This is a genomic window from Marinobacter koreensis, from assembly GCF_023156285.1.
In the GTDB taxonomy this organism is placed as follows: Bacteria; Pseudomonadota; Gammaproteobacteria; order Pseudomonadales; family Oleiphilaceae; genus Marinobacter; species Marinobacter koreensis.
Window position 1 is genome coordinate 169,188 of the sequence record NZ_JAKZAJ010000003.1, and the last position, 24,110, is coordinate 193,297.

The following is a 24,110-nucleotide window of genomic DNA, read 5'->3' on the forward strand; positions in this document are numbered from 1 at the left end:
ATCAATTCAGGTGGCATAGGCTTGGTTTTACAACAGCGCCAAAAAAGGGAAGGTCGCCATGAAAACGGTTGTGAGTGTTAGCCAGGGCTCCTCAGACGCCGATTACGAGCTGGAAACGGAGTTTCTCGGTCAGCCGTTCCGGATTCTCCGGATCGGCACTGACGGCGATCTGTCCCGGGCCGAAGCCGTACTCGAGTCCGTCCGGCCGCAAGCCGATGCTATCGGGCTGAGCATGATTCACGATCATTATCAGGTGGGGCGCGAGCAGCTGGAACACCCTGAAACAGCAAGGCTTGAAGCCTGTGTGCCGGACATTCCGGTCACCACTGGGGCAGGGCTGAGGGGAATCCTTCAGGAATGGGCCATCCGGCACACCCAGACAGAGCTGGGGCATTTTTTCGATAATGCGCGGGTGCTGTTCCTGAATGGCCAGGCGGGTTACCGGATTGCCCGTTCGCTCTCTGAACACACCGAGAACCTCCAGTTTGCCGATCCCTACCTGGATTTTGGTGTACCCCGGCTGCTGACCTCGCTGACTCAACTGGAAACCTATACCCGACTCACCGCGCCGGTGATGTTCCAGCCCATGGCTGTGAAAGCCATCAATGCCCTGCATCACAGCCCGCTCTACCGGCTGGGGGAGAAGCTGGTGTCGGGATCGTTGCACAGCGCGGTTCAGGACTCCCACGTGATCGTCGGTGCGGTGGGTGACCTGGAATCCTTCACCTCAAAGGAGCTGGATGGCAAGACCGTGATCACCTCCCGGGTCACGGACTCGGTGCTCGACTGGATGCGCTCGCGCAAGGTGGCCATGGTGGTGGATTACAGCCCCTGGCTGGCGGGTCGACCGATTGGCGTCAATGTGATGGAAGCGATGATCAGCGCCGCCCTGTCACGCACACCGGAGCAGCTCGGGCCCGATGATTATCTGGACGTGATCCAGAGCCTCGGTATTGAACCCCGTATCCTCTATCCGAACGGTTACCGTCGAGTAAATCGCTTTGCCTTTGTCATTCATCCACTCTCGCAACAATACCTGACCAAGACACCGCCACTGGACTGGATTTCCAGTGTATCGCCACCGGCGGTCATGAACCTCGTGGAAAAGGCTGTGGCCTATACCCCGCCGTTCATCTATTCCAAGGTTTCGGGGATTCGTTCACCCACGGGAGAAGAAGCCGAAGGATGGCTGATCACCGTCGGTGGCACGCCCAGGGAGATCATGGCCCATGGTCCGGAGTTCACCTACAGCCGACTGCTCGCGGCGGCAAAACTGGCCAAGAAACTGGGAGCGCAGATCATGGGTCTTGGCGCCTTCACCAAGGTGGTGGGGGATGCCGGAATCACCGTGGCCAAACGGGCACCGCTGCCGATTACCACAGGCAACAGCTACAGCGCTTCGGGCGCACTCTGGGCGGCCCATGATGCCGTCAAACGCATTGGTCGGGTGAGTATTGGCGAGAGTGGCAAGATGGCCGGCAAGGCCATGGTTGTCGGGGCAACCGGAGCCATTGGTTCTGTGTGTGCCCGACTGCTGGCGAAGGCCGTCGAGGAAATCTATCTTGCCGCGCCCGAACCGGCCAAGTTGCTCGCGCTGAAAGAGAGCATTGAGCAGGAGACGCCGGGGGCAATCGTTCATGTGGCGGGCTCCGCCGACCGGGACGTTGCCGATATGGATATGATCGTTACCGCCACCTCCGGAGCCGGCAAACGGATACTGGACATCATGCGGGTCAAACCCGGATGTGTGATCACCGATGTCGCCCGTCCGCTTGATATTCCGGCGGAGGACGTTGCCAAACGCCCCGATGTCCTGGTCATCGAATCCGGTGAAATCCAGCTTCCGGGTGAGCCGAGGATGAAAGACATCGGGTTACCCGCCGGAATCGCATACGCCTGCCTGGCGGAAACCATTGTGTTGACCCTGGAGGGGCGGTTCGAGAACTTCACATTGGGCCGCAACATCGAATGGGAGAAAGTCCGGGAAATTTACAAAATGGGCCTGAAACACGGTATGGAACTGGCCTCGATTTCCGGTGTAAACGGGGTGTTCTCCGAGGAAGATTTCGAGCGCGTACGTGTCCTTGCGGCCCAGTCGGAAGACGAGGCGGACCCTCAGGCGGTAGCCGCCAACTGAGCCGCTTCCCGGTCCAGCAACGCCCGTTTGCGTTCCAGTCCCCAACGGTAGCCGCTCAGGCCTCCGTCCCTGCGGATAATCCGGTGGCACGGAATGGCCACCGCGAGCCGGTTGGCCGCGCAGGCTCCCGCCACGGCGCGGGCACTGCCCGGATTGCCAAGGCGCTTTGCGAGATCCGTGTAGCTGAGCGTCGTACCCGCAGGAATGGCCCGTAATAGCTCCCATACTCGTACCTGGAACTCGCTGCCCTGCATATCGAGCGGGATGTCCAGGTCTGTTCCGGGCTGATCCAGAAAGCGGACAACCTGCTGGAGCACCGGTGCCAGCTCAGCGCCGGCCTCCCGGACTTCTGTATCTGGAAAATCGGCCTTCAGCCGCTCCGGAAGGGCGGTTTCGTCATCGCCAGGCTCTATGGCGCAAAGACCACGCGGACTCATACCAACAATAACCGGGCCGAGGCTGGTTTGGGCAATGCCGTAACGGATCATGGTGACACCCTCCTGGAAAATGCATCTGTCTATGATGCGCGCTCTGAGGCATGGGGTAAAGCGTCTGGTATCGGCCAACAATTGGCCACTTTTGACAAGCATTTTGTCCGACAAACCGAGGCGCGGGAGGTATTCTGGAGGCAGGTGATCAAGCCCATGAATAAGGAGGTGTCTGATGACGGCACAGCTTACACAAGAGCGAACGAACAGAACCGACGCTTACAGGACAACCACGCCGCCAGGCATGATTCCCGAAGTCCGTCAGCCGGATTTTGAATTTGCCGACGACATGCCCCGTTACTGGTGGGACAACGACCCGGTGAAGACACTGCTGCTGGCAGCGCTGTCGTCGAGCTTCCCGCCCGGAGAGAAATTTTTCATCGATTCCGTCCGTCATTACCAGGATCGCATTACCGATCCGGAGCTCAAGAAGGCGGTTCGAGCGTTTATCGGGCAGGAGGCCCATCACTCGCGGGAACACAAATTGATGAACGGCTTCCTGGAAGATCGTGGCATTGGGCTGGCCCGGCTTGAAAAGGAAATCCAGGGGTTCATGGACTGGATGCGGACCCATTTCACGCCGGAGCGTCAGTTGGCACACACGGTTGCCGTGGAGCACTTTACCGCATTGATGGCCGAGGAGTTCCTCCTCAAGTACGACGCGCTGGAAGAGATGGACCCGAGGATCGCACCGGTCTGGGCATGGCATGCCATTGAGGAATCCGAACACAAGGCCGTGGCGTTCGATGTCTACAAGAGTATCGGTGGCAGCGAGTTCATTCGCTTGTCCGAGATGATGGTGGTCAGCGTGGCGTTCCCGGTGTTTACCAGTCTGCACGTTTACCAGCTGATGAAAGAAGACGGTCAGCTGACCAACCTGAAATCCTGGGCTGGTGCGGTTAACTACATGTGGGGCAAACCCGGAGTGTTTCGCCGTCTACTGCCGGCATACTTCCGGTATTACAGCCCGAACTTCCATCCCTGGAATCACGACGCCCGGGATTTGGTAGAGAAGGCGAAGCGCAAATGGCTGGGCCGCGGAAAGAAGTCCGCCGCCCACTGATCATCGCGTTCAGGCACTGATGCCGAAAACCAGACCGACACCAGCCGTCAGTGCCATGGCAAGGGCCCCCCAGAAGGTCACTCGCGAGGCTGCCTTGACCACGGGGGCGCCCCCGGCGTGAGCCGCAATGCCTCCCAGTATGGCCAGGAAAACCAGGGAGAACAGGGCAACCATGGTTACCAGCCAGTCACCGGGTACCAGCCAGGCGGTCACCAGCGGCAGGAGGGCGCCGACGGTAAAGGTTGCCGCGGATGAGATCGCCGCCTGAATGGGGCGGGCCTTCATGGTGTCGGTGATGCCGATTTCGTCCCGGGCGTGGGCCCCCAGCGCGTCGTGGGCCATCAACTGCTCGGCCACCTGTACTGCCAGGGCTGGCTCCAGCCCCCGGCCTTCATAGATAGCAGCCAGTTCGTCCCGCTCCGCCGCGTAATGGTTCTCCAGCGCGTTCCTTTCCAGTTCAAGATCCGCCTGCTCGGTGTCCGCCTGGGAGCTTACGGATACATACTCGCCAGCCGCCATGGACATGGCGCCGGCGACCAGTCCCGCAAGGCCTGCCAGCAGAATTCCGCTTTGCGCCGTTTCCGCAGACGCAACCCCGATGATCAGGCTGGCGGTGGACACAATTCCGTCATTGGCACCCAGCACGGCGGCTCTCAGCCAGCCGGTGCGATGGGATTTATGGTGTTCGGTGTGATTCTGCATTCAGACAACTCCTGGCAGACGTTTCCCCGAGACCGGTTCATAACGGACCCGGGGCGATGAAAACATCGCAGATAATAGCCGAATCGTCCGGGATTGATAGCCAGAAATGTCAAATGGAGAGAAGGGACGCTGGGCCGGTTGCCTACCAGCCCCAGAACAGCAGCCACCAGGCGGCAGCGATCACGGTGACGGCCCCTGCGCCAAGCGTTGTTGCAAACAACCGGCGGCCAGCAGAGGCCGTATAGTGGCCAGTGATCTGCCAGAAAAGCTTCAGTGCCCATGCCGAGGCAGCGGCCAGCAGGAAGGCACGGGTCGGTCCCACCCAGAACAACGGAACCTGCTCGGCCCGCAACATACTGACGGTGACCGCCGACAGGCCCAGAAACACGCCGACGCCGGCGAGGGGAATGAGTGCGTGGGACAGGTGATAAAGTGCACGGGCATTGAAGCCCGACAGCGCCCGTTGGGAGGCCGCCAACAGCGCCGACAGTGCGGTTCCCATCACCAGGCCGGTACCTGCGATGTAGGCCAGGAGCAGGCTGCCGTCCAGGAGGTTGAAGACGTCGTTCTGGTCGGGATAGTTGGTAAAAATCCACCAGGGCGTGTGGGCCTGCAATGGCCACATCCAGTCATGGCCAATGAGCCATACGGCGAGGGACTGTTTGAGTTCCACGAACCAGGGACTGGCAGACCAGTGAAACGCGCCCACCGCGATGCCACACAGTCCGAAGGTAATCAGGATGAAATCGCCGAGTGTGGCCCGACGGCTGCTCTCGTGGACGATTTCCGAGCCGGGTGCCCTCGCGGTCAGGGCAATCGCATCCCTGTGTCCTTCACAGCGGCCGCATACGTGACAGTCGCTGGCGGTCTGAAGGTCCTTGAGCGACAGCAGCGTGGGACAGTTGACAGATTCGGGCCGTTCGCCGCGGGCACGGCTCGCCTGCCACAGTTGCGGATCGGCGCGGTAGTGCACCGGTGCCAGTTTGGACAGCAGCCGGAACACGCCGTTCACCGGGCAGAGGTAGCGACACCAGACCCGGACATTCCGTCCGTACAGATAGCCGATGATGATAGCGCCCACGGTAGACCCGCCGAGAATGAGTAGGGTGGCCTTCGGGTACTGGTAGACACTGACCATCTGGCCATACACGGTGGTGCCGACAAACGCCACGAACGGCCAGCCGCCCCAGCGCACCCAACGCGGGATGGCGCCACCACGGCCATGCCGGCTCGCCCATTCGCTCAGGGATCCCTCGGGGCAGAACACCCCGCACCAGATCCGGCCCATCAATACCATGCTGATCAACACAAAGGGCCACCAGATGCCCCAGAACAGAAACTGGGCAAATAGTGTAACGTCATCCCAGATGTGCGCCGTGTGGGCGGGCAGTGGGCGCACGGCCGGCACAATGATCAGGATGGCGTAGAAAACCACCACGACCCACTGGATACGACGGATGACCCGTTGGTTACGCCGCATCCACTGTCCGAATGCGGCGAGTTTACCCGGTGGGCGGGTGTCTTCCTGGGTGGTGCGGTCGGTGGCGATGATGGCTGACATGGATTTCTCAGGCGGTGGCCCCGACGCTCTGACGGCTCTGGTACTTGAACAGGCCAACGATTACCGCCCAGAAGCCGACCCAGGCAACGACGTCGGTCAGAGCCGGGTAGGCCCGGTAGCCCGTCAGGGCTGAGATCACGCCACCGAGGCGACTGCTGTCACTGAGCACAGCGGACGTATCCCACAGCGGGTCTACCCCGGCGGGAATCCAGCCCAGCCCGATCATCTTGTCGATGGCCGAGAGGAGCAGGGCGCTGGCAAGCAGCAACAGCATGATTTCGGTGACCCGGAAGAAGTGCTTCCAGGACAGCCAGTAGCGACCGGCCTGCAGGAGGTAGTAGGTCAGTCCGGCAAGGGCCAGCGCCAGTGCCACTGCGCCGGTGAAACTGACCCAGTCCTGCATGCTCTGTTGGGCGTAACTCATGCCGTAAAGGAAGATGACCGTTTCCGACCCTTCGCGGGCAATGGCAACGGCCACCAGAATGGAGATGGACCAGAAAGTCTGGTTGTTGATCGCTTTTCGTGTCTGATCCCGGAAATGGCTGTGCAGGTGGCGACCGTGCTCACGCATCCAGAGCACCATGTGAACAATCAGAACCATGGCGGTCAGCATCATCACGAGCATGAAGATTTCCTGCCCATTGCCACTGAGGAACTGCTGCATTCCGAGAAGCGCACCGGCCAGGGCGAGGGCGGCAACAACACCGCCCGTCACCCCGAACCAGAGGTATCGCAGCGTGCCGTCGGCACCGAACTGTTTGAGCCAGGAATAGAGGATGCCGACAACGAGAAGGGCTTCGATGCTCTCACGCCAGACGACGAAAATGATCTGTTCCATCGGAAACTCCTACTGCACGATAATCTTGCCCTTGGCGTCGGGAAGATGGAATTCGTCAAAGAATTCGTATTCGCCCTTTTTCAGGGGCGGAATGACGACAAAGGATTTGGCGCCCGGGGCCAGCACCTTTTCCTGCCGGAGCCGCTGGCTCTCGAACTCAACCGGACTCTTGCCAGCGTTGTGCAGGTTCAGTTTGAAACGCTCCCCAGCTTTCACTTCGAGCGTATTGGGGGTGAGTGCCCCATCTTTTAGTTCAAGGTCGTAAGACGGCAAGCCCGCAAAAGCGGGCATGACGACTCCGAGTGACAACATCAGCAAAGACGCACGGAGAAACTTCGACACGCTTAGTAACCTCCCTTCTTGCCGGTACCGGCAAAGACAAAATCGTATTCAAGAGTGAACGGTTCGAACCATTCTGCAACGCCGGTATCCCGGTCAACGTGGCGCATGAATGGCTTGCCCATGTAGGTGGGCGGATGGATGGTGTATTCCAGGTGGTATTTGCCCGGGCCGTCGAGCTTCACGTTGGCGCCATAGTGGGTGCCGTCACTCGCCACCATCGGCATGAAGGTGCCGGTCATCGTGGCGTCGCTGCCTTCGCGAGTGAGTTTGTAGTCGACGGTGAGGTAGGGAACCCAGGCGCCGGCCGGCAGGCCGTTCGGGTTGTCCTCCAGCGCCATGATGTCGGCTTCCAGGTGAACGTCTGCCTGTTTCGCGGGCAAACCGCCTGCGGGCTCCATAATGACCGGTTGCAGATAAACCGCGCCCACTTCAATGCCGTTGGCCTGCTGGGGATGGCCAATCGGGTACTCCGCGGCGGACGCCAGTGGTGAAACTGCAACGCCCGCAAGCAGAAGGGCAGAGGCCGTAAGGGAAGTGTTCAGACGTGTCATGGGCACTGGTTCCTTTGTTGAAACTGAATGAGTCCTGATCAACTTGGGAGGCAGTGTACACAGAGAGTTGAACCATTAAAAGAGAAAGATTCGCATTTAGATTGATGAAAATGACCCAGATCAATAATGAGTGCTAAATGCGCCCAATTCTCTTTTCGGTTTATTGAGAAGCTGAACTATTGGCCGCCGGAACGGGTGTCAAAGGGTTGCGCGTACGTCGGCAAGGAACCGGTCCACCTGCTCCTCGGTGGTGGACCAGGAGCACATCAGACGGGAGCAGCCGCCGATAAAGTTATAGAAGCGCCACCCTGCGTCCCGGAGCGACGACTGCACTGGTTCCGGCAAATCCACGAAGACGCCGTTCACTTGCCTCGGGTACCTCAGCGTCACTCCGGGAAGCCCTTCGAGGCCCTCGGCCAAACGAGCGGCGCAGGCATTGGCATGCCGGGCATTTTCCAGCCAGACGTTATCCTTGAGCAGCCCGCACCAGGGTGCCGATATGTAGCGCATTTTCGAGGCCAGTTGCCCGGCCTGTTTGCAGCGCCACTCGAAGTCTTCGGCGAGGTCCCGGTTGAAGAACACCACCGCTTCCCCGAGTGCCAGGCCGTTTTTGGTGCCGGAGAAACACAACACATCCACGCCCGCCTTCCAGGTGATCTCGGAGGGGTGAACGTCCAGCGAGGCCACGGCGTTGGCGAACCGGGCGCCGTCCATGTGCACGTTCAGCCGATAACGGTCTGCCACGGCGCGAATTGCCCGAAGCTCCTCCGGCGTATAGACCGTCCCCACCTCCGTCGCCTGGGTCAGGCTGAGAGCCTTGGGCTTGGGGTAGTGGATATCACTGCGCTTGGTGACCAGGTGCTCGATGCTCTCCGGGGTGAGTTTGCCATCCGGCCCATTGCCCAGAAGCAGCTTGGCGCCATTGGAGGCATATTCTGGCCCGCCGCACTCATCCGTTTCGATGTGTGCCAGTTCGTGGCATATCACGCTGTGGAAGGACTGACCGATGGAGGCCAGTGCCAGGGAGTTGGCGGCGGTACCATTGAATAAGAAGTAGACATCGCAGTTGGTATCGAACAGCTCGCGCAGACCATCGGCCGCGCGGGCGGTCCAGATATCCTCGCCGTAGGCGGGCTCGTCCATCCGGTTCGCCTCCGCCATGGCCGCCCAGGCCTGGGGGCAGATTCCACTGTAGTTATCGCTGGCGAACTGTTCGGATGACGGCACGACGTGGCTCCCTATGAGACGGTTTCGGTGAAAGACCCTTTATCTCACATCGGGTTGATATGTGTCATCGGCCCTTCGACCAATTGGGCGGCATCATGGAGGCCGCCACACACTGACAGGAGTGCATGGAATGCCAGCCCCAAAAACGAATCGTACTGACAACTCCCGGCTTGACCCCCACATCCGGGCACTCAAGGCCCAGGGCGTGAATGTGACGCCGGATGCGTCCGCGCACCACCTCCATAACGGCATCGACACGCCGTTGCCGCCCCCGGACCTGCACGGCAGCTATACCAACCAGCGACCGTTGCCAACCGAGGGCATCCGGGATCGTCGGGCGTTCATCATTGGCAGTGGTATCGCGGGGCTGTCGGCTGCGTTCTTCCTGATCCGGGACGGGCACATGCCCGCCGGCAACATCGTGTTCCTCGAGGAACAGTCCATTGAAGGCGGTTCCCTGGACGGCGCCGGTAACCCCGAGGAAGGCTACATCGTGCGGGGTGGCCGGGAAATGGAAATGACCTACCAGAATTTCTGGGACGTGTTCTCGGAGATTCCCGCCCTGGAACTGCCCGAGCCGTTCACCGTGCTGGACGAGTACCGCATCGTCAACGACGCAGACAAGAACTGGTCGAAGGCACGTCTGCTCGAACAGCAGGGCCGGATCAAGGACTTCTCCACCATGGGCCTGACCCGCCTGCAACAGCTGGAAGTGGTAAAGCTCCTGCTGGCCCGCAAGGAAGAGCTGGACGATGTCACCGTGGAAGAATGGTTCAGCGAGGGGTTCCTTGAGAGTAACTTCTACACCTTCTGGCGCACCATGTTTGCCTTCCAGAACTGGCATTCGGTGCTGGAGATGAAACTGTACATGCATCGTTTCCTGCACCTGATGGACGGCCTGAACGACATGACGTCACTGGTGTTCCCCAAATACAACCAGTTCGACAGCTTCGTCCGCCCGCTCATGCACTGGCTGAAGGAGCAGGGCGTGCGCATTGAGTACGACACGGTTGTTGAGGACCTGGAGATACACACGGAAAACGGCAGACGGACCGTCACCGGCATCCAGTGCCGCACCGGCAGTGGCGACAAGACCATCCGGGTGGGCAAGCAGGACCTGGTGTTTGCCACGACTGGCTCGATGACGGAAGACACGGCCTATGGTGATGACGACACCGCACCGGTGCTTGAGGACCGGGAGGAGCCGGGTTCCGGTTCTGGCTGGCAACTCTGGAAAAACCTGGCGGCCCAGTCCGACGTTTTCGGCCGGCCTGACAAGTTCTGCGGTAACATCCCCCAGTCCACCTGGGAATCCGTCACCCTGACCTGCAAACCCTCGCCACTGATGGACAAGCTCAGGGAGCTGTCCGTCAACGATCCGTACTCCGGGTTTACCGCCACCGGCGGTATCGTCACCTTTACCGACTCCGCGTGGCTGATGAGCTTCACGTGTAATCGCCAGCCGCATTTCCCAGACCAGCCGGACGACGTGATCGTGCTCTGGGTATACGCCCTGTTGATCGACAAACCCGGCGACTGTGTGAAAAAGCCCATGCCGGAATGCACCGGCAGGGAAGTGGTCACGGAACTCTGCTATCACCTCGGCCTGATTGACCAGGTGGATGAGGTGTTGGCGGCCACCAAAGCCCGGATCGCCCTGATGCCCTATATCACCGCTCAGTTCATGCCCCGGGCAAAAGGGGATCGGCCAGCGGTCGTCCCGGAGGGATGTACCAATCTCGCCTTGATGGGCCAGTTTGTGGAAACCCACAACGACGTGGTGTTCACTCTGGAAAGTTCGGTGCGGACGGCACGCATTGGCGTCTATAGTCTTCTGGATATCCCCAAACAGGTGCCGGATATCTACCCTGGGCAGTACGACATTCGCCGTCTGTTACGGGCAACCCGGACGCTCAATAACGACGAACCGTTCCTCGGAGAAGGGCTGCTCCGGTGGCTTCTTGGCGGAAGCTACTTCCAGCATATCCTGCCGCTCGGGCCGAATGAGAAGACGTTGGACGTTGACAGACCGGGAGCGCTTGAACACCAGTTACAGGCCATTCGCGGGCTGATCGAGAACAATCATACGGTGGAGGATGCCAGGGGCTGGCTGCAGGATGTGGTCGCGAAGATCCGGGGCCGTCTGTAACGTTAGTCCCGATCAGATCCAGTCGAGGGCGTCGCGGATAACTGCAGTAGCCCCGCTTTCGGCACAGGCACCGTGAGCGATCAACAGTCGCTCCGGTTGCCAGTCCAGAACTTTCTGCCGGGCCGCCCGGGCCGGGCCCCGTTTCAGGAAGCTGGCCCGCCATTCCCTCGGGGTGCTGCCATGCTCGCCGACCAGGTCGTCGAGTTTCATCAGCGCGCCTTTCCAGCCGGCCGCGGTTTCCGGATCATGACGCTGGATCAGGTCGCCCACAATCGCGGTCCGTGATGACCGGTGAAAGAACACCGCTTCTTCCATGAACAGGGACCCGCGGAAAATCACCTGGTCGATGTCCTCCGCCCATGCCGGGTCGGGTTCATCTTCCAGGTCCGCATAAAAGGGGATCTCCGGTTTCCGTTCGGCCAGACCGGGCGGTGCGTACAGACGGGCTTTGGGCCAGTGCTCGGCCCAGCCTGTCAGGAACAGGTGGTGAATCTTGTTGGGGGAGACGATGTAGCGGGGCGTGCCCAGGGCTTCCACGCTGCGCGCCAGATCGTCGGTCAGCGCCACCGGTGACCAGATCCATAACCCGCCGCCGGACAGCTGGATCACAGCCATTCGGGTCGGGTAGGGGAACCCGTAGAAGGGCACCGTTGGCCCATCGGCGACGTAGAGTGACGGTGCGAATTCGGTCAGCATGGAACGACCTCCGTGTCTGTTATTCCGCTCAGGCCGTTGCAGTCAGCAGGAACACCGGGTAACCCCGATCGTCTTTCTCGATCACGCTGACCGACTGGACCTCCACATTGCTGAACCCAGCCTGTTCCGCCGCCGCGGCAATGGTCCCGTGCTCGAACCCGAAATGGAATACGCCGGTATCTTCCGTATGGAAGGTGCCGTCTTCCTTCTCCAGATCGGCAATGGCGATGAAGCCACCGGGCTTCACATGGTCGTGGAAGCGCCGGAACATGGCATTGATATCCCGCACGTGGTGCATGGTCATTGAGGAGATGATGCCATCGAACTGCGTCGGCAGATCCTCTTTCTCCAGATCCATCTCCCGGATGTCCAGCTCGCAGCCCAGCTTTTCGCGTTTTTCCTCAAGCTGCCGGTTCATGGCCGGCGAGATATCCACAGCGGTGATTTTGCCGACAAGGGGTGCAAGCCGCTCCAGCAACAGTCCGGTACCGGAACCGAAATCCAGCAGATGCATGTCCGGTGATAACTCCGCCTTTGCCCGAATCGCATTGGCGATGTTCGAGACATTGTCGATCCGATCCGGGTTCTGTTCGTATGTATGTGCTTTGTGGGCGAAGTAATCTTTGCTCATCGGTTACCCCCTCGTTGGGACAGCTTTGGAGAGACCCGTTATTTAACGCCAGTATGGCGAGGGTTTCAAAGAATCTTGCCTGACTGAGGGGCGAAGCGCATGATGAATCTTGAATCCACACAACTGAGAATCAGGGGGCAGCTATGAGCTCGCACCGCACCAACCGTTCCGCAGTTGCCGTATTCGTTTTTTCCTTACTGACCTTGCTGGTATCGCCCGCTGCCTTGGCGCAATCCGATGCCGTAGCCACCATGGCTGGTATCCTGGCGGATATGCAGCATTTCCCCTCCGATGCGCAAAAGCAGACGCTTGCTGCCATCAGCAGCGACGACAGCAACAGCGAGGCCACCCGGACCATCGCCACGGCCATCCACAATATTCAGCACAAAGCCCAACCGGATGACTCGGCGGCGCTGAAGAAGGTGGAAAACAGCGCCGACGCAACCGACGCCGAGAAAAAGCTGGCTTCCATTGTTCTGGGCTTCCACCACATGGCTGGGGATGAGGCTAAAAGGACGTTGGGTATGTTGGCGAACAAGTAGTCCGCCAACTAGTCACTGGCCATGGCCAGTGACTGTTCCACCGCCTGACGAGCGTGGATGACGGTTGTGTCGTAAAGCGGAATCGAGGTATCGGACTGGTTGATCAAAAGTCCTATCTCCGTGCAGCCCAGGATGACGCCCTGGGCGCCGCGATCGGCCAGTGACGCCACTACAGCCAGATAGGTTTCCCGAGAAGCGCCTCGAATATCTCCCCGGCACAGCTCCTCGTAAATGATCCGGTGCACGTCGTTCCGTTGGGTTTCATCCGGCGTCAGCACCTCGATACTGGCGTCTTCCAGTCGTTCCCGGTAGAAGTCCTGTTCCATGGTGAACCGGGTGCCCAGAAGGCCGACACGCCTGACGCCGTTCTGCTTGAGGACCGCGGCGGTCGCATCGGCAATGTGGAGCAGGGGAATGTCGATGGTTTGCGTGATCTCAGGCGCTACCTTGTGCATGGTATTGGTACCAATCACCAGAAAGTCCGCTCCGGCTTTCTGCAAGGACAGTGCGGAGTCTGACAGGATTCGAGCAGTGGCGGCCCAGTCTCCGGCATGCTGAAGCGCCTCGATCTCGGCAAAGTCGACGCTATAGAGCACCATGCGTGCGGAGTGGAGGCCGCCGAGCCGGGCCTTCACACCCTCGTTGATCAGGCGATAGTAGGTTTGCGTGGACTCCCAGCTCATGCCGCCGAGCAGGCCGATGGTTTTCATACAGGATCCCTGGTCACTTATTCCTTGCCATAGAGTACACGCAATTCGTCTTTTGCGGCCTCGAGAATGTCGAGCTGTTCCTGGTCCAGTTTCTTGCCCGCACGGTTGATATAGAACACCAGCATCGACATGGCCGAGCGGTAGGGCTCCGCCTTTCGGCGCTGGCTGGAATCCGCGGATTTCTTGAGGGATTCCGCAATCTTCCCGGGATCTTTCCAGGTAAAGACACCTTCCTCCAGATCCAGTGCATCACTCTTTTGAGTGACCTTACCGGACCAGTGGGGATGAGAGGATGACTTCGATTGAGCTGCCATGGTGGTTTCCCTCCCTCTGAAGGCTGAGTGGGGTGTGGTTTAATCAGGAGAAACCACAAACATAATGCCCGTCAAATTTCAGGAGATACAACATGGATTCTCCCGGCAGACTGCCTGTGAGCGTTCTGAGCATCAACCCGGCAGTCGATATCACCTATGAAATTCCCCGGCTGATTCCCGACCAGAAGGTCCATGCCTCGGAATCCCGCTATGATCCCGGCGGTAACGGGATCAATGTCGGCCGGGGGCTCAAGCGCCTTGGTGTCCAGGCCTGCACCTTCTGCGTCGTCGCCGGGGAAATCGGCCGCTTCCTGCGTCATCAGCTTGATACGCAGCTGGACCAGATGAGCTACCTGGAGGTGGAGGGCGAAACCCGGATCAATGGCACCATTCTGGAAAGCGTTACAGGTTCCCAGTTCGAAGTCAGCGGACTCGGGCCCGACGTATCGACTTCAGAGTGGCAGCATTTGCTGGACCGGTTCGTGACTCATTGCGACGACGGGTTCGGGGTCATTACCGGCTCTCTACAGAGAAGCTTGCCAACCACTCTATATGCAGAAGCCGTGCGGCGCGTAAGGGCGGCTGGCGGGAAAGCGGTGGTGGATTCTCACGATGAGCTGCTTCGCAACGCAATCGACGCTCAGCCTTTCCTGATCAAACCAAACCGATTCGAGCTGGAACACCTGATCGGGCGGTCTCTGACGGATGAACAGGCCATCGTTCGCGAAGCCCGCCGATTGCAGGAGCGGGGCGTGACCTGGGTCTGCGTTTCCCTGGGAGCTGAGGGCGCCTTGTTGGTGACCGAATCCGTCGTGCTCAAAGGCGAGGCTCCGTCCGTCACGGTGGCCTCCACGGTTGGCGCCGGGGATTCGATGGTCGCTGGTATGACGGCTTTGTTGGCCCAGGGCGCCCCGGCCGAGGAAGCATTGCGGGAAGGCATTGCCTGCAGTACCGCAACGGTGATGCAGCCGGGGACGGAGTTGTTCGACCGGGAAACGGTTGATCGCCTGCGTGGAGAGGTGAGGGTGACGCCTCTGTCGCTCTGAGTGCTAAGGGGAAAACCGGAGAGCGTTGTTATTCCCCCACACGAAGAACGATCTTGCCCCCGGCTGCCCCTTTATCCAACAGTTCGTGGGCAGCCGATACCTCCTCCAGAGCCATTTTCCGGCTGATGAAGGGCGTTATGGTTCCTTCGGCCAGCCAGTCGAGGAGCGCCGTCAGGTCCTGTTTGAACCAGTCGAGATGTTGGCGATGCCAGGCGCCAATGGAATAGAAGGTTGCCGAAGGCCGCCATGGCAGGATATTCCAGAGGTTCACCCGCAAATAGTCCCCGACCAGATCCTTTGACGAGGTCGCGTTGTACGAACCGTACGCGACGAGCCTGCCTTTCTTGCCGAGGACCTTCACGGAGCGTTTGAGATTATTTCCGCCGATGCCGTCAAACACCGCGTCCAGGCCCTCGGGTTCTGCTGCCCGAATCGTCCCGACAAAATCTTCTCTCCGATAATCGATCGGCTCACAATCAAGATGGCGCAGCGCCTCATGGTGTGATTCCGAGGCGGTCCCGTACATCCTGAGTTTCAGCAAGGCGCCCAACTGGAGCAGGGCGGATCCCACGGCACCCCCCGCGCCATGGATCAATACGGCGTCTCCCTCTTTGACCTGTGCCGAACGCGTGAGCATCTGGTAGGCGGCCACATAGGTCAGGATCAGGGAAACCGCTTCGGCATCATCGACATTTTGGGGAACCCGGACGAGCTGGTCCGCCGGGAGAACCACATACTCGGCATAGGCGCCGGTGATGGTGAGCGCGGCCACTTTGTCGCCCACCGCCACGCTGGTGACGCCGGCGCCCGGTTTTTCGACAACCCCCACCATGTCGTAACTAGGGATAAACGGAGGCTGCTCAGAGACGTCCGGGTAGATACCCCGACGGATCAGGGTATCTGTGTACGACGCACTGCAGGCCAGAACCCGGATTCGAACCTCACCTTCCTCTGGTTCGGGAAGCTCGTTGATGCTTTCGACCTGAAGGACGTCCGGGCCTCCGAAGGCCGTCAGAATGACCGCTTTGTATGTCATGGCTGGGTCCTGTCGCTGATTACAATCGTAACCGGTACAGAGCCCGGCTAGCCGATGTTATGACTCTCTGACCAGACCCTGAGATCCTCAAGGATTTTCAGGGCGCTGCGGCCGAACTCCGTCAATTCGTAGGTCACGGCAATCGGCCGATCATTGATCACCGTCCGAACCACCATATCCCGAGATTCCAGCTCCTTCAGACGCTGGTCGATCATTTTCTTGCTGGCTCCGCCGAGCATGCGGGTGAGGTCGTTGAAACGAACCGGGCCGTCTTTCAAATGATAGATGATAGAGCCCGTCCACTTGCCACCGATAATGCGCATTCCCCGTTCAATCGCACAGGGTTCCATACAGGCATTCAACACTTTCTTCCGACCGGATTGATCGGTTTCTACACGACTTTCCACGCTATCGCCTCAATTCTGCACCAGGTTACCGAAAGTATACTAATTGCAGTCATTAACCAGGTAACCATAGTATACCAGCTGCATTGTCGTTATCACGAACCCACACGAACCGGAGGCTTCGATGAGCAATATCCTCATCATTAATGCGCACCACCATTATTCGTTCTCGGAAGGAAAACTGAACGGCACACTGGTCCAGATGGCCGACGAACTCCTGACCGCCAAAGGCCACCAGACCCGCATTGTGGATGTCGATAAGGGCTGGGACGTTGAGCAGGAGCTGGCAAACCACCAGTGGGCAGACATCATTCTGCTGCAGACCCCGGTCAACTGGATGGGCGTTCCGTGGACCTTCAAGAAATACATGGACGAGGTGTATACCGCCGGAATGGGTGGCGCACTCTGCAACGGTGATGGCCGCAAGCAAGACGCACCGAAGGCCAACTACGGCAGCGGCGGCACCATGGACGGCAAACAGTACCTGATTTCCCTTACCTTCAACGCCCCGGAAGAAGCCTTCAACGATCCCGAGGAATACCTGTTCCAGGGACGAGGTGTGGATGATCTGCTGTTCCCCATGCACATGAACTTCCGGTTCTTTGGCATGACGGCGCTGGACACCTTCGCCTGCTATGACGTGATGAAAAACCCGCAGATTGAATCCGATTTCCAGCGGTTCCAGGCGCACCTTGAAAACCAGATCCGGGACTAGGGTGACAAGCGACGAGTGAGGAGGAACCACATGACGACCGAGCAAAAAGTCCGTTGCGATTGCGGAACGATAGAGATCACCACGACGGGCGATCCCAGGGTGCACGCCTATTGTCACTGTGAAGATTGCCGGGAGCTTCTTCAGGTTCCCTTCCACTCGGTGCTGGCCTGGAACCCGGAGCAAGTGGCCGTGACTCGCGGGAAGGAACAGCTTCAGACCTTCCAGCATCCTACCAAAAGAATGACCCGAGTCTTCTGCAGGGAATGCGGAGAGGTGCTGTACAACACCAACGCCAAAGGCTGGAAGCTAATTTCCCAGTTGCTGTACCGGAAGAATAACGGCAACGAACTACCGGCGTCACACCAGTCTAGCGCCCATTTCTTTTACGATCGCAGGATCATCGACATTGATGACGCGCTTCCCAAGAAATAAGGGATCGCTGTGACCCGATTCATCAAAACCGATAGCTGAACTCGACCATGTGAAAATCGGCTCCGATGGTATCGGAGCCATTCACCCCTGCATCGGAATAATGAAGGAACCGGTAGCCCAGCCCCAGTTTCTGATACACCGGAACCGTGACGCCTGCCGTGAGCGCGAACTGGAATGGCCCGCCATAATCCTGTGTGCCGAACCGCCACCGGCTGAACAGGGCGCCGCCGACGCCGAGATCCAGGACAAAACGGCCGTCTTCACTGCCCAGCGTTAATTCGGGGATGAGGGACACCACAAGCGCATTTTTCTCGGCGCCCCGCAACAGCCCGGCGCTTGCCATCAAGCGACTGCCGGCTCCCCAGCCCGACGTGGCATAGTGGCTCCAGGGCAGCCGGACGTTTGCCGACACATCGTATTCCCGGAAATCCTCCGGCGCCTGCTCGCCCAGCAGGGTCCGTTCTGATACCCGGGCGCGGAGGCTCAGCCTCTGTAGTTCGAGTTCTTCGGAGTAGGTTGGGGCGGGCGCGATAAGGCCACCGATCACGATCGGTAACAGCCCGAATCGAAACAAGCGTAAAGACAAAACCATGGCTCGCGGCCTATGTCCATTGAAGGAAAGGATGTTCAGCGCTGCCAGTGGCACTGCATCCTTTGCCAGAATTATAGGCCAGGAATGGTGGCGGTCATGGAATAGGCCCTAATCCGTTTCAGGCGCTTTCGATTTACTATCGCAGGACTTCAATCCGGACGTTGATCACGCCCAGGGAGGTACTGGCAATACTGCTGAAGGCCGATTTCGAGAGGTCGATGATGCGCCCGCTGACGAAGGGGCCACGGTCATTGATGTTTACGACGACACTCTTGCCGTTCGCGGTGTTGGTGACTTTCACCTTCGAACCGAACGGCAACTTTCGATGGGCCGCGGTGTGAAGCTCGCGCTTGTAGAGGGCGCCACTGGCGGTTTTGCGGTTCTGGAATTTATCGGCGTAGTAGGAGGCTTGCCCGGTTTGCGTATAACCGGCCCAGCTGCCGCCGGCGCCTGGTTGAACGGTGGAGCAGGCTGTCAGCAAGGTGAAGAGGGCAATGGCAGAAAGTGTCTTTGGGATGGCTAACATGATCGGCGTCTTTTGTCGGATTATCTCAGTTGGCTGTCTTTGCTGCCACGGCGATTGATGCCGCCGGACCCTTTCTCCTGCTTTTCGAGCGCCGACTGGCAGGCGATGCAAAGCCGAACGCCGGGAATGGCCTTGCGCCGGGCTTCCGGAATCGGGGCCCCACACTCATCGCATTCCGTGGCACTTTCGCCCTCGGTTAACTGGCTGCGGGCGCGTTGAATTTCGTCTTCCACGCTTGCGTCGATCTGTTCCTGAACCGCACCATCACGTGACCATCCACCTGCCATGGGCCCCTCCGGAGTCTGGATGACTGAAACCACCAAACGTTATCATTCGAGTGCAGGCGCTCCAAGATAGCCGATAACTCAGCGAGGAAACACCATGCCCTATACCAGCCAATATACACCCGAAACGCTCAGCCGTGACGAGCTGGACCAGACCTCGGGCCCGATGGTGATCGAATTCGGTACCAACTGGTGCGGGTTCTGTAAGGGTGCTCAGGCGGACATCAAGGCGGCCATGGACAATCACCCGGATGTTCCGCACGTGAAGGTGGAGGATGGCAAAGGCCGCCGATTGGGGCGGACCTTTGGCGTTAAGCTCTGGCCATCGCTGATTTTCCTGAAGGATGGTGAAGAAATCGCGCGGGTCGTGCGCCCGGATAACAGCGGGGACATCGAGGGCGCTCTGACAAAAATCCTGTGAGGATGTGAGGGTAGTGACAGAGCCTACACGTACTGATTGGCTTTGCCAGGATCGCTCAGGTGTCGCCTTTTGACTGCTTCAGGGCTTTTACTTTTTTGACCATTTTCGCAAAGTCCCGCCCCTGGGCCCGCTTCTCAGCCAGGGTTGCGGTTGCCAGGGCATTTTCACGTAGCAGTTTTTTATAATTGGACAGTCGGCGACGATCAAGCTCGCCTTCTTCTATCGCTTTGAGCACCGCGCAACCCGGCTCCGTTTCGTGGTTGCAGTCAGCAAACCTGCACTGTGCCGCCAGTGCTTCAATGTCATCGAAAACGGCATCAATCGAGCCATCGATGTCTGCCACTCTTAGCTCTCGCATACCCGGGACGTCAACAATAAGGCCACCGGACGGCAGGATGCGCAATTCACGGTGCGTCGTCGTATGGCGGCCTTTCTTGTCATCTTCGCGAATGCCTCCCGTAGATGCCAGGACGCGGCCAGCCAGTGTATTCAGAATGGTCGATTTTCCCACACCGGAGGAACCAACGAGGGCAACGGTGGAGGTGTTATCAATCCAGGAAGAAAGCCCTTTGATGGAGGCGGGGTCAAGCGCATTTATGGCCTCAACCGGAACGCCGGATTGGGTCTTTCGGGCACGACGGACATAAGTATCGGCATCTTCAACGAGATCCGCCTTGGTGAGCACGATGACGGGCATTGCCCCGGCCTCTGTGCACAGAGCAAGGTACCGCTCCAGACGTGATTCTTTGAACTCTTCATTGCAGGAGGTGACGATGAAAAGGGTATCGATATTCGCCGCTATGGGCTGAAGCTCGTTGCTCGCGCCCGCACCCAGGCGCTTGAACAGACTTTTCCGCTCCAGGACGTTTTCGATTCTCGAGAGCGACTCATCCAGTACGACCCAGTCACCGACCGTCGGTCGATCAATGGGGGCCTTCCGGAGTAGGGCAGGCGTGAGTTCTACCATCTGCTCGCCCGAATCACAGGCAACCGTGATTTTCGACCTCTGTACTGACATTACCCGCCCGACACGCTCCTGCAACAAGGTGGCGTCTGCTAGTTGCTGAGTGAAGAAGGGAACAAGTCCCAATTTTTCGAGTAAGCCGTTCACACTAAAAGCCCATGATAGTAACGCCCTGGTTATGTGGACTTCCGTTCTATAATCTGGAGGTTGAACGCCTCCGACTCTTCGGGCGGCTCAAAGTAAGCTGTCACCATCCTAAAGACCTCCTCCGTGTCGAACTGTGCGCGTTCGGGTTGCTCTCTCTGCCGCTGTTTCAGTTGCTCTAAACAAAGGTCATCGTCTACCGACAAATAGTACAGCTCATGAGGAATATTGTGTTGGGAGTATATATCTTTGAACCAGGCTCTTTGCTTCCGGGTGTTGCCAGGAAAGTCCATAACCACGGAGGTACCAGCCAAGAGCACTTGCTCAACGTGTGATCTCAGCACTGGCTTAAGACGAGACGAGTAACTCATGTAATCGTTGAAATTTTTGATCTCGCCGGGAAACAGAGCCGCCAGCCATTCATCCTCTGAAATAAGCACGGCTCCCTTCTCTCGAGCTATTTGGCCAGACAAAGTGCTTTTGCCAGCTCCCATTTTCCCATAGAAGAAAATCAACGTTCCGTACGAGCTCATTGCTTAATCCTTACGCATAACGCTGTGCTCTGCGGAAATTTAGGAGCGCCAGTGAGTAAATTTTCCGTAGCAGCACCTTGTTATACGCAGGTCAGAGTCCGATTTGGTTTTCAATATATGACTGAAGAACGCCCGCAGTCACATCACCAATCTTACTTCCAACCGAAAACAAGAATCCTTTTAGTCGGTGCTTCGCAGTTATTCGCTCTTCAGTCTTGGCACTTTTATCAGACAATTCATGCACAGAAGATGCAAGAATCGCTTTTTCTTTACCTGCATATCGGTCGATTATTTCTAACAACTGCTTTGCATCAGCCCCTAGATGCTGGTCACCTACTATGTTTTGGGCAATCACACCATTTACCGTATCAATGATTTGCGGATTTATATTTACCGTTAAATTGTTGTTTGGTATGGGTTGAATTTTTCTATCTATGGCTAGCGCAGACGAAACGCCACCGACCGGTGGAACGCTTGCCTCTATTACCTTTCCAATTACTTCCCAATCATGATCAGTTCTCACATGCTCTGAAAGCTCACTTTCTAAGCCGTGCCTAATGGCAAGAATTTTTCTTTCCCTTTCTTGCTTTATATCTATATGTAACCTTCTGGCTTCCTTACTGTATTTTTCTACAAGATTGAATATCTCACTCTTATTTAAATGTGTTGATTCTAATAGTGCTTGAGCAGATTCTGGGTTCGAAACACAAGATTCCATAAAGCTGGAAAATTCATCAAATTTTTGTGGCAGTAGATTTGGATCTACTCCGTCTCCGCCAAAAAATTCGTAAACAACTCCTTGGTTAGTTGTATATTGATCCTGCCTAACACTCAAACCAGAAACTTTATGTAGATAATCCCTGAATAGCTTCAATAATTTTTCTGCTTCACTTGCCCACATTCTCTCTGAAGGAACGTAGATGCGAAATATCAAATCACTTTCATTTTTTTCTATGAAAGACGAGGCAATAAGACTAAGTTCTACATTTTTATTATAGGGAGTTATCGTAATTCCATGATCCGCGAACAGATCAATTACTTCGTCAACAATTTCCCTTTTTGGCGGTTCGAATATATTGTCGTATTCTGACCGCAAATACTGATACTCTTCATCCAAATCTGGATCATAGTCATTTAACTTTGCCAGATAGTCAACGTGGTCATTGGCTTTCTCACCCGTCAGGAGGGATTCATGAGCCAATATCAAATTAGGTTTGGAGGAAATAAGTCTGAGGATTTTTTCTCTCAGCCCTTTGTATTCCTCTAAACAAAGTAGGCCAATGGTAGTATTTGTTAATTTAACGACCACAGAGGTAACGTCATAGTCATTAAAAATGTCTATGATCTTAAGCCAGTTTTCAGGCTTTGATTCAAGCATTTTCCGTCTATAAAGGGTTCCAACAGCTTTTAACTTTTCGGTAACACCCTCACGATCGGCATTTCCGAGAAAAAGGACTATCTTTTGCTTTTCTGGCATATGTCTTCCATAGTATTTTCGTCCGACTAAAGCTTATAACGCTGGCGTAACGGGCCGGTTTGTGGAGCGCAGCGGAACAAACCGATCCCGTTGACGCACTTGTTAGATGATGTCAGCTCAATGCCCATTTACCTGAAAACCGTTCCTGGTAAACTGACTCATATTCGAACTTGATGGTTATGCCGTTCAGAGAATCAAACAAGATATCCATCAATCCATTTTGGTCGCTGTGCCTACTGGTAGATATGAGCCAAAAGGACTCATTCGGAACAAGGGAAAAACCGGGCGAAGTTGCCGTAAACTTAAAATCTCGGTTTGCCAGAGCGGGCAACATATTCTTAAAACTTCCGTCGTTCAAACTTGCCCTTTCGCTACCTCTCTGAAAACTAATATTTTTTATAATCAATGGCCCTACGCCATTATTCCTCAGCCTGATACCGATGGTCTCATGATCAAGAGATAGAAACGTATCAATCGCCAAAATCGGCTTAACAGACAGTCTATTATGCTTCCGCGCAATGATTCCTTGCCAAATCGCCACACCCAACGCAAGTAAGGCAATGAATGCAGACGCGAGAGATATCGCAGTTTCTGGTTTCATGTCACCTCATCTAACAGTGGTTAGATAGACGTCTTCATGATTGCAAAAACGCGACCGCTTCATTATCACGCGTCACGATTACGTCAAACCTAAGCAACCTAAACATAAACCTAGCCTGAAAACAGTGAATTACCAGCCAGCGGTGGAAAGAATTCGTAATATCACCGCGCAATAACGAAGCGGTCAAACGAATACGAACTCGACGGGTTTTCCGCTGGCCCACAAAACAAAAAGGCCCGAAGCGTTAACTCCGGGCCTTTTGTCACTCATGGCTCAATCACCTCAGCCGCACTTGCTGTCGCCGCAGGATAGGCAGGTGGCGCAGCCGTCCATCACGATTACCGCCTTGGTGTTGCACTTGCCGCACATGGTGGCGTTGGCGGGGTAGTCGTTGCTGGTTTCGTCGTTGGTGGCCGTGCTCTGACTGGCTTCGAACTCGGCGCGCTTTTCGGCGAGGATGCGCTTGGTGGTTTCGCTCATTTCCTCGCTTTCCAGCAGGCCGATGGCCTTGAGGTGCTTCTCGATCACGGCACCGATCTCGGCCACCAGGGACGGCATGAACACGCCGCCTTTCTTAAAGTAGCCGCCGTTCGGGTCGTACACGGAGCGCAGCTCTTCCACCAGGAAGGTCACGTCGCCGCCTTTGCGGAACACCGCGGAGATAACGCGGGTGAGGGCGATAACCCACTGGAAGTGTTCCATCGACTTGGAGTTGATGAACACTTCGTACGGCTGCCGGCTTTCGTGGTCGGTGCCTTCGTTGAGCAGGATGTCGTTGATGGTGATGTACATCGCGTGCTCGGCCACCGGCGGCTTGATCTTGTAGGTGGTGCCCAGCAGGAAGTCCGGCCGTTCGATGTACTCGTTCATCTCAACGGGCTTGGTTTCCGCCTGCACCGGTGCCTGGTGCTCGCTCGGGGTGTCGGTATCGGCTTTCTTTACGCGGTAGCCGACGATCTGGTTGCTGATTTTGACTGTCATATT

The 24,110-nt window shown here is 57.2% G+C and carries 29 protein-coding genes; 8 read left to right on the forward strand and 21 right to left on the reverse strand.

Translation table 11 applies throughout. The annotated features are described in order from the left end of the window. The first annotated feature begins 58 nt into the window (after nucleotides 1-58). Nucleotides 59-2,137, forward strand: coding sequence for a dehydrogenase (locus MLD04_RS09045; protein ID WP_248157249.1), 2,079 nt, complete (start codon nucleotides 59-61; stop codon nucleotides 2,135-2,137). Here the strand turns inward: MLD04_RS09045 and MLD04_RS09050 are convergent. Further along, nucleotides 2,116-2,625 (reverse strand): methylated-DNA--[protein]-cysteine S-methyltransferase, encoded by a 510-nt coding sequence (locus MLD04_RS09050; RefSeq protein ID WP_248157251.1) that lies wholly within the window; start codon nucleotides 2,623-2,625, stop codon nucleotides 2,116-2,118. The genes MLD04_RS09045 and MLD04_RS09050 overlap by 22 nt on opposite strands. Nucleotides 2,626-2,800: 175 nt before the next feature. Here MLD04_RS09050 and MLD04_RS09055 point away from each other — a divergent pair, with 175 nt between their 5' ends. After that, the gene (locus MLD04_RS09055) at nucleotides 2,801-3,688 is read left to right on the forward strand and encodes a metal-dependent hydrolase (protein WP_248157252.1); all 888 of its coding nucleotides are present in this window, start codon (nucleotides 2,801-2,803) and stop codon (nucleotides 3,686-3,688) included. A gap of 9 nt (nucleotides 3,689-3,697) precedes the next feature. Here the strand turns inward: MLD04_RS09055 and MLD04_RS09060 are convergent, their stop codons facing one another. The 6 genes from MLD04_RS09060 to MLD04_RS09085 form a co-directional block, all read right to left on the reverse strand. Continuing rightward, a complete protein-coding gene (locus MLD04_RS09060) occupies nucleotides 3,698-4,390 on the reverse strand; it encodes a VIT1/CCC1 transporter family protein (RefSeq protein WP_248157254.1) in 693 nt (230 codons plus the stop codon). 142 nt (nucleotides 4,391-4,532) lie between these two features. Continuing rightward, on the reverse strand, nucleotides 4,533-5,951 hold the full coding sequence (locus MLD04_RS09065; RefSeq protein WP_248157261.1) for a 4Fe-4S binding protein: 1,419 nt from the start codon (nucleotides 5,949-5,951) through the stop codon (nucleotides 4,533-4,535). 7 nt (nucleotides 5,952-5,958) lie between these two features. Then, complete coding sequence (locus MLD04_RS09070) at nucleotides 5,959-6,789, reverse strand: FTR1 family iron permease (protein WP_248157263.1); 831 nt, start codon at nucleotides 6,787-6,789, stop codon at nucleotides 5,959-5,961. A 9-nt stretch (nucleotides 6,790-6,798) separates the two neighbouring features. Next, complete coding sequence (locus MLD04_RS09075; RefSeq protein WP_379883681.1) at nucleotides 6,799-7,131, reverse strand: cupredoxin domain-containing protein; 333 nt, start codon at nucleotides 7,129-7,131, stop codon at nucleotides 6,799-6,801. A gap of 2 nt (nucleotides 7,132-7,133) precedes the next feature. Beyond that, on the reverse strand, nucleotides 7,134-7,682 hold the full coding sequence (locus MLD04_RS09080; RefSeq protein WP_248157265.1) for an iron transporter: 549 nt from the start codon (nucleotides 7,680-7,682) through the stop codon (nucleotides 7,134-7,136). A 198-nt stretch (nucleotides 7,683-7,880) separates the two neighbouring features. Further along, nucleotides 7,881-8,909, reverse strand: coding sequence for a threonine aldolase family protein (locus MLD04_RS09085; RefSeq protein WP_248157267.1), 1,029 nt, complete (start codon nucleotides 8,907-8,909; stop codon nucleotides 7,881-7,883). 130 nt (nucleotides 8,910-9,039) lie between these two features. Here MLD04_RS09085 and MLD04_RS09090 point away from each other — a divergent pair, with 130 nt between their 5' ends. After that, nucleotides 9,040-11,058 carry an oleate hydratase gene (locus MLD04_RS09090; RefSeq protein ID WP_248157269.1) on the forward strand — a complete coding sequence of 673 codons (2,019 nt, stop codon included), beginning with the start codon at nucleotides 9,040-9,042 and terminating at the stop codon, nucleotides 11,056-11,058. 12 nt (nucleotides 11,059-11,070) lie between these two features. On the opposite strand, the gene MLD04_RS09095 is transcribed toward MLD04_RS09090, so the two are convergent. Continuing rightward, nucleotides 11,071-11,754 (reverse strand): DUF4336 domain-containing protein, encoded by a 684-nt coding sequence (locus MLD04_RS09095; protein WP_248157271.1) that lies wholly within the window; start codon nucleotides 11,752-11,754, stop codon nucleotides 11,071-11,073. A gap of 28 nt (nucleotides 11,755-11,782) precedes the next feature. After that, the gene (locus MLD04_RS09100; RefSeq protein ID WP_248157273.1) at nucleotides 11,783-12,385 is read right to left on the reverse strand and encodes a class I SAM-dependent methyltransferase; all 603 of its coding nucleotides are present in this window, start codon (nucleotides 12,383-12,385) and stop codon (nucleotides 11,783-11,785) included. A 143-nt stretch (nucleotides 12,386-12,528) separates the two neighbouring features. On the opposite strand from MLD04_RS09100, the gene MLD04_RS09105 reads away from it, so the two are divergent. Next, nucleotides 12,529-12,927, forward strand: a complete 399-nt coding sequence (locus tag MLD04_RS09105; RefSeq protein ID WP_248157275.1) for a hypothetical protein — start codon at nucleotides 12,529-12,531, stop codon at nucleotides 12,925-12,927. 8 nt (nucleotides 12,928-12,935) lie between these two features. Here the strand turns inward: MLD04_RS09105 and MLD04_RS09110 are convergent, their stop codons facing one another. Next, nucleotides 12,936-13,637 (reverse strand): aspartate/glutamate racemase family protein, encoded by a 702-nt coding sequence (locus MLD04_RS09110; protein WP_248157277.1) that lies wholly within the window; start codon nucleotides 13,635-13,637, stop codon nucleotides 12,936-12,938. Between the two features lie 17 nt (nucleotides 13,638-13,654). Next, nucleotides 13,655-13,951 (reverse strand): DUF3175 domain-containing protein, encoded by a 297-nt coding sequence (locus MLD04_RS09115; protein WP_248157279.1) that lies wholly within the window; start codon nucleotides 13,949-13,951, stop codon nucleotides 13,655-13,657. 92 nt (nucleotides 13,952-14,043) lie between these two features. Here MLD04_RS09115 and MLD04_RS09120 point away from each other — a divergent pair, with 92 nt between their 5' ends. Further along, nucleotides 14,044-14,997 (forward strand): 1-phosphofructokinase family hexose kinase, encoded by a 954-nt coding sequence (locus tag MLD04_RS09120; RefSeq protein WP_248157281.1) that lies wholly within the window; start codon nucleotides 14,044-14,046, stop codon nucleotides 14,995-14,997. A 28-nt stretch (nucleotides 14,998-15,025) separates the two neighbouring features. Here the strand turns inward: MLD04_RS09120 and MLD04_RS09125 are convergent, their stop codons facing one another. Continuing rightward, nucleotides 15,026-16,033 carry a medium chain dehydrogenase/reductase family protein gene (locus MLD04_RS09125; protein WP_248157283.1) on the reverse strand — a complete coding sequence of 336 codons (1,008 nt, stop codon included), beginning with the start codon at nucleotides 16,031-16,033 and terminating at the stop codon, nucleotides 15,026-15,028. A gap of 47 nt (nucleotides 16,034-16,080) precedes the next feature. Further along, entirely contained in the window at nucleotides 16,081-16,440 is a 360-nt protein-coding gene (locus MLD04_RS09130; RefSeq protein ID WP_248157285.1) for a winged helix-turn-helix transcriptional regulator, read from the reverse strand. Between the two features lie 121 nt (nucleotides 16,441-16,561). Here MLD04_RS09130 and MLD04_RS09135 point away from each other — a divergent pair, with 121 nt between their 5' ends. Both MLD04_RS09135 and MLD04_RS09140 read left to right on the forward strand, forming a co-directional pair. Then, complete coding sequence (locus MLD04_RS09135) at nucleotides 16,562-17,152, forward strand: NAD(P)H-dependent oxidoreductase (RefSeq protein ID WP_248157287.1); 591 nt, start codon at nucleotides 16,562-16,564, stop codon at nucleotides 17,150-17,152. A 30-nt stretch (nucleotides 17,153-17,182) separates the two neighbouring features. After that, the gene (locus MLD04_RS09140; RefSeq protein WP_248157289.1) at nucleotides 17,183-17,584 is read left to right on the forward strand and encodes a GFA family protein; all 402 of its coding nucleotides are present in this window, start codon (nucleotides 17,183-17,185) and stop codon (nucleotides 17,582-17,584) included. 22 nt (nucleotides 17,585-17,606) lie between these two features. Here the strand turns inward: MLD04_RS09140 and MLD04_RS09145 are convergent, their stop codons facing one another. The 3 genes from MLD04_RS09145 to MLD04_RS09155 form a co-directional block, all read right to left on the reverse strand. Then, nucleotides 17,607-18,170 carry an acyloxyacyl hydrolase gene (locus MLD04_RS09145; protein ID WP_248157291.1) on the reverse strand — a complete coding sequence of 188 codons (564 nt, stop codon included), beginning with the start codon at nucleotides 18,168-18,170 and terminating at the stop codon, nucleotides 17,607-17,609. Nucleotides 18,171-18,312: 142 nt separating this feature from the next. Next, a complete protein-coding gene (locus tag MLD04_RS09150) occupies nucleotides 18,313-18,702 on the reverse strand; it encodes a septal ring lytic transglycosylase RlpA family protein (RefSeq protein WP_248157298.1) in 390 nt (129 codons plus the stop codon). Between the two features lie 20 nt (nucleotides 18,703-18,722). Continuing rightward, nucleotides 18,723-18,989 carry a DksA/TraR family C4-type zinc finger protein gene (locus MLD04_RS09155; RefSeq protein WP_248157300.1) on the reverse strand — a complete coding sequence of 89 codons (267 nt, stop codon included), beginning with the start codon at nucleotides 18,987-18,989 and terminating at the stop codon, nucleotides 18,723-18,725. A 94-nt stretch (nucleotides 18,990-19,083) separates the two neighbouring features. On the opposite strand from MLD04_RS09155, the gene MLD04_RS09160 reads away from it, so the two are divergent. Then, on the forward strand, nucleotides 19,084-19,407 hold the full coding sequence (locus MLD04_RS09160) for a thioredoxin family protein (protein ID WP_248157302.1): 324 nt from the start codon (nucleotides 19,084-19,086) through the stop codon (nucleotides 19,405-19,407). Between the two features lie 55 nt (nucleotides 19,408-19,462). Here MLD04_RS09160 and rsgA read toward each other — a convergent pair whose 3' ends face one another. The 5 genes from rsgA to MLD04_RS09185 all read right to left on the reverse strand — a co-directional run bounded on the left by rsgA (nucleotide 19,463) and on the right by MLD04_RS09185 (nucleotide 24,107). Further along, nucleotides 19,463-20,425: a ribosome small subunit-dependent GTPase A gene (gene rsgA / locus MLD04_RS09165; protein WP_248157304.1), complete on the reverse strand. Its 963-nt coding sequence runs from the start codon at nucleotides 20,423-20,425 to the stop codon at nucleotides 19,463-19,465. Nucleotides 20,426-20,547: 122 nt separating this feature from the next. Beyond that, complete coding sequence (locus MLD04_RS09170) at nucleotides 20,548-21,048, reverse strand: P-loop nucleotide/nucleoside kinase family protein (protein ID WP_248157307.1); 501 nt, start codon at nucleotides 21,046-21,048, stop codon at nucleotides 20,548-20,550. Nucleotides 21,049-21,139: 91 nt separating this feature from the next. Next, nucleotides 21,140-22,525 carry a hypothetical protein gene (locus MLD04_RS09175; RefSeq protein WP_248157309.1) on the reverse strand — a complete coding sequence of 462 codons (1,386 nt, stop codon included), beginning with the start codon at nucleotides 22,523-22,525 and terminating at the stop codon, nucleotides 21,140-21,142. Between the two features lie 112 nt (nucleotides 22,526-22,637). Then, a complete protein-coding gene (locus MLD04_RS09180; RefSeq protein WP_248157311.1) occupies nucleotides 22,638-23,126 on the reverse strand; it encodes a hypothetical protein in 489 nt (162 codons plus the stop codon). A gap of 282 nt (nucleotides 23,127-23,408) precedes the next feature. After that, nucleotides 23,409-24,107 (reverse strand): TSCPD domain-containing protein, encoded by a 699-nt coding sequence (locus MLD04_RS09185; protein WP_248157313.1) that lies wholly within the window; start codon nucleotides 24,105-24,107, stop codon nucleotides 23,409-23,411. Nucleotides 24,108-24,110: the final 3 nt, after the last annotated feature.